The organism is Flavobacterium sp. W21_SRS_FM6, from assembly GCF_052119645.1.
In the GTDB taxonomy this organism is placed as follows: domain Bacteria; phylum Pseudomonadota; class Gammaproteobacteria; order Enterobacterales; family Alteromonadaceae; genus Paraglaciecola.
Map to the genome: position 1 here is coordinate 275,316 of NZ_JBGQOM010000007.1, position 6,910 is coordinate 282,225.

7 protein-coding genes are annotated in these 6,910 nt (G+C 45.3%); 4 read left to right on the plus strand and 3 right to left on the minus strand.

The features are described from left to right. Positions 1 to 8 precede the first annotated feature (8 nt). The 3 genes from ACEN2L_RS13765 to cdd all read right to left on the minus strand — a co-directional run bounded on the left by ACEN2L_RS13765 (position 9) and on the right by cdd (position 2,296). On the minus strand, positions 9 to 968 hold the full coding sequence (locus tag ACEN2L_RS13765) for an HlyD family secretion protein (RefSeq protein ID WP_441744480.1): 960 nt from the start codon (positions 966 to 968) through the stop codon (positions 9 to 11). Then, on the minus strand, positions 961 to 1,665 hold the full coding sequence (locus ACEN2L_RS13770) for an ABC transporter ATP-binding protein (protein WP_441744482.1): 705 nt from the start codon (positions 1,663 to 1,665) through the stop codon (positions 961 to 963). Before ACEN2L_RS13770 ends, ACEN2L_RS13765 begins: the two co-directional genes overlap by 8 nt. A gap of 220 nt (positions 1,666 to 1,885) precedes the next feature. After that, positions 1,886 to 2,296: a cytidine deaminase gene (gene cdd, locus ACEN2L_RS13775; protein WP_306022540.1), complete on the minus strand. Its 411-nt coding sequence runs from the start codon at positions 2,294 to 2,296 to the stop codon at positions 1,886 to 1,888. Between the two features lie 246 nt (positions 2,297 to 2,542). On the opposite strand from cdd, the gene nlpI reads away from it, so the two are divergent. The 4 genes from nlpI (at position 2,543) to ACEN2L_RS13795 (ending at position 6,418) form a co-directional block, all read left to right on the plus strand. Continuing rightward, on the plus strand, positions 2,543 to 3,451 hold the full coding sequence (nlpI, locus tag ACEN2L_RS13780) for a lipoprotein NlpI (protein ID WP_441744484.1): 909 nt from the start codon (positions 2,543 to 2,545) through the stop codon (positions 3,449 to 3,451). A 5-nt stretch (positions 3,452 to 3,456) separates the two neighbouring features. Next, positions 3,457 to 4,551 carry a hypothetical protein gene (locus ACEN2L_RS13785; protein ID WP_441744486.1) on the plus strand — a complete coding sequence of 365 codons (1,095 nt, stop codon included), beginning with the start codon at positions 3,457 to 3,459 and terminating at the stop codon, positions 4,549 to 4,551. A gap of 96 nt (positions 4,552 to 4,647) precedes the next feature. Beyond that, positions 4,648 to 5,706, plus strand: coding sequence for a quinolinate synthase NadA (gene nadA, locus ACEN2L_RS13790; RefSeq protein WP_441744487.1), 1,059 nt, complete (start codon positions 4,648 to 4,650; stop codon positions 5,704 to 5,706). A gap of 109 nt (positions 5,707 to 5,815) precedes the next feature. After that, positions 5,816 to 6,418 carry an HAD family hydrolase gene (locus ACEN2L_RS13795; RefSeq protein WP_441744489.1) on the plus strand — a complete coding sequence of 201 codons (603 nt, stop codon included), beginning with the start codon at positions 5,816 to 5,818 and terminating at the stop codon, positions 6,416 to 6,418. The last annotated feature ends 492 nt before the right edge of the window (positions 6,419 to 6,910 follow it).

A 6,910-nucleotide genomic window follows, 5' to 3' on the forward strand; every position in this document is an offset into this window, starting at 1 on the left:
GGCCGTCCTTATTGCAGATTAATTCGGACACTCATGCCCGGAAAAATGGGATGGTTAACTGCTTCATCAAACGCAATTTCAAGTCGGTAGTAAGCGCTCTCGCTCCATTGGCTGCGCTGTTCTGCTTGACTACTCATGCTGAGCAGTTTACCTGGGTAGCTTTTCCCCGGGTAGGCGTCGAGCGTGAGCTGCAGGGTGTTATTGGCAAGATCCATTTTTGCTGCATCGATTTCATGTACCCATGAGGTCACTTGATACGACGACTGTGCTTGCACCCTTACCACTTCCCATGCGGGTTGGACGTTCATGCCTGCGGCAATTTTTTGTGGCATCCAAGGATGCATTAGATGCGACACCGGTCCGCTGATGTGCGCCCGTACACTGAGTTTGTCTATTTGCCCAAGCTGATAGGCTATTTTTTCTTCCAGTTTAATAATTTCTATTTTTTGTTTTTGAATAGCAACATCCCGTTCCGCCAATTTAAGCTTGAGGTTTTCTTCGGCTTTAATTTGTTCCATCAGGGCTTTTTCATAGGCGATGATAAATTTACCTTTTTCATAATCGCTGACTTCACCCTTAGGGATATTGGCTTCTATGCGGTCTTTTTTAACCTGTATGGTAGCTAGCTTTAGGCGGCCTTCTGCTTCAACTACGGCTTGATTTACGTCCATTTCAATTTTTAACAATTGCAATTTTTGGGTTTGTAAATTCTCTTGATTTTCTTCTAGCTGAGTTTGAATACCCCCTGAGTCAAATACCGCTACCAGGTCGCCTTCTTTCACGATGGTGCCTTCTTCTTCAAGCCACTGAATTTGAATTTGCCAACCGGTACTTTTGGGGGCGGTAACCGTTTGACTTTGCGCTGAGGCAACTTCACCGGTTAATAGGGTTGATGCATAACTGGCGGTGCCTGCAATGCTTAATAAACCGGCAGATAAAAAAATCACTTTCGCTATTGGCTTAACCATGGGGATGCCTCGTCATTGCGTCAATCTTGTAATCAAGGTCAAGCACTTTTCCATCACGCATCATCACCACACGCTGAGCGTGAGCGGCGATATCGTCTTCGTGAGTAACCATGACAATAGTTTGCCCTTGTTTGTGTAAGTCGGTTAGTAAGGCCATGATCTCAACAGATGTTTTACTGTCTAGGTTGCCGGTTGGTTCATCCGCTAAGACTACCGTAGGATTATTGATAAGCGCCCGAGCTATGGCCACTCGTTGACGTTGCCCACCCGACATTTCAAAGGGTTTATGGTGCATGCGATGCCCAAGTCCCACTTTTTGCAACAAAGCAACCGCGCGTTCTGTGGCTTCGGCATCGCTCACATGGGTGTAGCGCAGGGGCAATTTTACGTTGGCGATGGCATCAAGCTTGGGCAGTAAATGAAAGGTTTGGAAGATAAAACCAATGTGTTTGTTGCGAATTTGCGACAAAGTGTCGTCGTCCAAACTGGCTACGTCTTGGTTGTCGAGTAGGTACTGCCCACTATTGGGCGCGTCTAAACAACCGAGTATATTCATAAGAGTCGATTTGCCCGAACCTGAACTGCCCATAAAGGCAACAAATTCATTGGTTTGAATGGATAACGAGATGTCGTTCAGAGCGTGGACTTGCTCTGTGCCGTTAAGAAACGACTTGCAGATATGGCGAAGTTCTAACATACAGTTAACTAAAAAATGACCTAAGCTTAACCTTACTTGGGTGGCCAAACTGGCGCAACAAAGCAACAGCAAAACAGGGCCTGAGACGGTCTATTTAATGTTTCAAGATGTGTACGATTAGAGCGGTTTTAGGTGGACGACCCAAAAGACTGACTATTTAAATAAATTAAGTAAACCAATAAGCTAAATACCATAATCTTAGTGCTGCATTGGGTCTTAACTACTCTGGGTTAAAACCGAATGACAGTGGCAGTAGTTCGCTAAACGTAACCGTTTTTATTTTGCCTTGCTGAGTGGCCAGATGGACCAGCGTATGCTTATCAGCAAACTCAGCTATTTTTTGGCGGCACCCCCCACAAGGAGGACAAAAGTCGTCATTGGGACTGGCAATTAGAATTTCTCGAATTTTTTTACCTCCATTTACCACCATACTGCCAATAGCGGTAGCTTCGGCACATTGGCCTAAGGGGTAAGCGGCATTTTCAACATTGCAGCCATGGTAAACTTGCTCAGTGTTATCAAGCAGGGCAGCGCCAACCTGAAAATGTGAATAGGGGGCGTGAGCGTTTTTTTGGGCTAGAAAGGCTTTTTCTAGTAATTGTGTTTGCATATCGCTAACAGTTGCAGACATGGCTTCCTCGGGTGTCTTTATACTTGACCATCTAGTCTGCTTTATTTTTACTGTTTGATACAAGTTATATTGATAAATTTAGTGCCAAGCCCAGTGCTTATCTTTACTTTTAAACCTAATTGCGAGACTCTTAGACGCAACCAGTCGTTCGAATTCAACGATTATCTAGGGCTTAAAAGCGTGAGTTAGCTTACCGTTAAACAAGGTCGTAGTAATCTCAACCAGGTTCTTCAGTCTTTCTTTATTATGTATAAACGTCTTATTTCTTTACTGTTTTGTAGTGCGGTTTTAGCAGGTTGCAGTTCTACACCACCAACCAAACAAGATTACCCTCAAATGAGTAATTTGCTGCTGGCTGAGCCTGCACCCATGAGCGCACGCTCGCAAATGGCGATTGCGCGTTACAACCAAATTTTGGCTCAGGCTACGTTAAAAGATGAAGAGCGCGCGCAATTGCTGCAACAGCGCGGCATGTTGTATGACAGTGTCGGTTTAGCGGGTTTAGCGCAATATGATTTTAACCAAGCTATTCAACTTAAGCCTGACTTGGCTGAAGCCTATAATGCCTTAGGTGTGCACTACACACAGCAAATGGAATTTATTCAGGCTTATGAAGCCTTTGACGCCACACTCGACATCAATCCAACTTATGACTTTGCTTTTTTAAACCGTGGCATTGCCTTGTATTACGGGGGGCGTCCCGATTTAGCCGTGCAGGATCTAAACGCCTTTTATGCAAAAGATGAAAGTGATCCTTATCGAGCCCTGTGGAACTATTTAGCGGCCAGTGAGCTTGATGCTAATGCAGCAATAACCGCATTAGAAACGGCTCGCAATGGCCTTGATAACGATAATTGGGCCACTCGGCTGGTAGACTTATACTTAGACCGGGTTACCGAAAACCAATTACTTAATGCCTTGATCCAAGGGGTGACCAGTCAGCAGCAACTGACCGACAGACTATGCGAGGCCTATTTTTATTTAGGTAAATACCATGCCGCCCGAGGGCATCGTGGTGTGGCGTCTAACTATTTCAAACTCGCCCTAAGCACCAATGTGTTTGAATACGTTGAACATCGTTACGCCCGCTTAGAGTTAAATTTGCTGCGCGAAAACGCCAGTAAAGAACAAGATGCTAATATTCAAGCGCAATAAAAGCGGTGCGTAAGCAAATAAGTCAGGTCAGTTGGGCAGCGCTGTGGTTAACACTCGCTGCCTTGCCTATTGTTGTAATGGTCCACAGTGCTTATTTCCCCTCTTCTGTATCGCCCGTTATTCAACTTAACCAACAACAACGTAGTGCCGCAGTTAAGTTGCATCTAGCTCAAGGGCTAAATTTATGGCAACAACAGCAATATGTCGCTGCCTTAAATGACTTTGCCAAGGCAAACGAACTGGGCTCGCCAGACGCTGGCCTATATCAGCAATATGGCCAGCAGTGGTTAACTGCACAGCAAAGTGCGCCCCTTGTTATTGAGCAAAATTCACTGCAAGCTTGGGCGCCTCAAGCGTGTTTGCAGCAAATATTATTTGTCACCTCAGAGCTTGACTCTTTGCCACAGGCTAGCCGTTTTATTCATCAATTTAACGCGGATAAACGCTTGGCGTCTTTGCCTATTTGCATAGCCGCAAATATTGTTTTTGAGCCCCATTTACTGCCTTGTGCAAGCCCGTATAAAAATGCTCGTATTACCTGTGATATCAAGCCTTTAGCGCCAAAATTAGAAAACAAACAATTCACCCATTTGGTGGTATTTGCCAAACACGGTAAAGCTAATGTGCACAACGGTATTATGTATCTCGACCAGCAAGACACCTATGATGTATTGGTGCACGAATTGGCCCATTTTGCCGGTTTTGTTGATGAGTACCCCTTGTCGAGCGAGTTAGCCGCAAACGTTTGTAAACAAGGAAAAGCCCCTAACTTGGTGTTTAAACGTATCAATGAAGGACAAATAGATACACAGTACTGGCAGAGTCTCAAACAAAACACTAATGTGGCGCTGACCCCAGCACGTACGTGTGACAATCACAGTAGCCAAGCCTTTAAACCCAGCGCTAAGTTAACCTTTATGGAATATTACGACGTGGCACGTATTCCTGAATTTTACCTTGCGGCTTGGCAGCAAGCGTTAAAGCAGCCAAAAAATCTGACGCCGGCCTTTATAAATTTTGCTCAAACTTTTGAAGAACAGCCGGCTAGTCCATATGCCACTTACTGGCGTAAGCGCTACGAACAGTTTCATTTCAATTAGCACTCAATGCGTCCTATATGTCATTTTTATTTCAATTAGGTATAATGCCCGGACCTAATTTCCCCGATTTTATCTAGTCAGCGCCTCAGGTTATCTATGTCACAGCTTATTGAAGTCGAAAAAGTCGATTATCCCTTTCCTGCTAAACCCAAAACCTTGTCTGTTGATCAGCAGCAGTTTTATCTGCAAGAAATTAAATCGCTTTTAAAAAAGAGAAATGCCACCTTAGTTGCGCATTATTATACCGATCCAGAGATTCAAGCCTTAGCTGAAGCCACGGGTGGATGCATTTCTGATTCATTGGAAATGGCGCGATTTGGCCGAGATTGTGAAGCCGATACCCTCATTGTGGCGGGTGTTAAGTTTATGGGCGAAACCGCCAAAATTCTAAGCCCTGAAAAAACCGTTCTAATGCCAACACTAGAAGCCACATGCTCGCTTGATATAGGTTGTCCAGCCGATCAATTCTCGGCGTTTTGTGACGCTCACCCCGACCATACCGTGGTGGTGTATGCCAATACCTCTGCAGCAGTAAAAGCCCGAGCTGATTGGGTAGTCACTTCAAGTATTGCCTTAGAAATTGTCGAGCATTTAGACTCATTAGGCGAGAAAATCATTTGGGCACCGGACCGTCATTTAGGTTCGTATATCGCCAAACAAACCGGTGCAGACATGTTGATGTGGCAGGGAGAGTGTATTGTACATGACGAGTTTTCGGCCAAAGCCTTGCTGGACATGAAAAACCTGTATCCTGATGCCGCTATATTGGTGCACCCCGAATCACCCGCCAGTGTCGTTGAAATGGCCGATGCCGTTGGCTCAACAACACAATTAATCAAAGCCGCGCAAACCCTACCTAATAGTCATTTTATTGTGGCTACCGACCGTGGTATTTTTTATAAAATGCAACAAGCGGCGCCGGGTAAAATATTATTAGAAGCACCTACCGCTGGTAATGGTGCAACCTGTAAAAGTTGCGCTCATTGCCCATGGATGGCGATGAACGGCTTACAAGCCATTTACCAGTCATTGACCGACAACAGCGGCCACGAAATCTTTGTAAACGAAGCCCTGCGTCAACAAGCCCTAGTGCCGCTCAATCGCATGCTCGATTTTTCTGCAGAGCTAAAGATGAAGGTGACGGGTAACGCCTGATTTACCTTATCGTTTTTAGGTATATTTACTCAACAAAAAGCCAGCTATGCTGGCTTTTTTATTTTTAGTCCTCATAACGATTAATCAACTAACTAAAAAGGAGTACTACATGCCAGATTTAAGCCGCTACAAGGGGATCGTGTTTGACATGGATGGCACCTTAATAGACTCGATGGGCGCCCATGGCAAAGCGTGGCAGCTAACTTGCGAAAAATATGATTATCCCTACGACGGAGACTATATTCATAACCTCGGCGGAGTACCCACCCGCGAAATCGTTAAACTGTTGAATGAAAAACATGGCCTTGATCACGATTTAGATGAGGTTACCGAAACCAAACGGCAAGCTTTTCTTGAACTTGACGATAAGCCCACGGTAATAGAAGACACCTTTGCTGTGATGAAGCGCTATCAAGGTGTGCTCAAAATGGGCGTTGGTACCGGCTCGGAGCGCGGTAACGCCATTTCCATGCTAACCGCCACAGGTTTGTTAGAGCGACTCGAAACCGTTGTTACTGCCACCGATGTGTTAAACGGCAAACCGCACGGCGAAACCTTTTTAACCGTAGCACTTAACATGGGCATCGAGCCCAAAGACTGCGTGGTGTTTGAAGATACCGAAATAGGGCGTCAAGCCGCCCAAAATGCCGGGATGGATTGCATTATGGTAATTAACGGTAAGATAGAACTACCGATTCAGACCATTAACTGATGTATTGAATAACTACCTCGATTACGCGTTTACTTGAGATTGTCAGATTAAATTGCACAATAGTTCACCGACTCGCGGCCTAACAGCAGTTATTACTTGCACAGAACAAGGTATTTCCCTAACATACGCGCCTCTTTTGTAGGGCTTGTTGAAAACAGCCCCTGGTAGGAGTGGCTTTAGCCACGAACTTTTTATTCTGAGAATAAATCGAAGAGCAAAGCAAAAATTTGGAGAGGTGGCTGAAACCGGTCTCTCTAGGAGCGAAGCTCCGCCCGGTTGAACGATTCGACAGGACGTCGAATCCGGGTGCAGATCATCATGGACGTGTTAACTCTGGGATTAAATCGAAGAGTAGAGTAAAAATTTGGAGAGGTGGGTGAAACCGGTCTCTTTAGGAGCGAAGCTCCGCCCGGTGGAACGATTCGACAGGACGTCGAATCCGGGTGCAGATCATCATGGACGTGTTAACTCTGGGATTAAATCGAAGAGTAG

Excerpts from the sequence above, each read along its gene's own strand:
- nadA (WP_441744487.1), top strand. The coding sequence starts at position 4,648 with ATGTCACAGCTTATTGAAGTCGAAAAAGTCGATTATCCCTTTCCTGCT.
- ACEN2L_RS13765 (WP_441744480.1), bottom strand. The coding sequence starts at position 968 with ATGGTTAAGCCAATAGCGAAAGTGATTTTTTTATCTGCCGGTTTATTA.
- nlpI (WP_441744484.1), top strand. The coding sequence starts at position 2,543 with ATGTATAAACGTCTTATTTCTTTACTGTTTTGTAGTGCGGTTTTAGCA.
- ACEN2L_RS13770 (WP_441744482.1), bottom strand. The coding sequence starts at position 1,665 with ATGTTAGAACTTCGCCATATCTGCAAGTCGTTTCTTAACGGCACAGAG.
- ACEN2L_RS13795 (WP_441744489.1), top strand. The coding sequence starts at position 5,816 with ATGCCAGATTTAAGCCGCTACAAGGGGATCGTGTTTGACATGGATGGC.
- cdd (WP_306022540.1), bottom strand. The coding sequence starts at position 2,296 with ATGTCTGCAACTGTTAGCGATATGCAAACACAATTACTAGAAAAAGCC.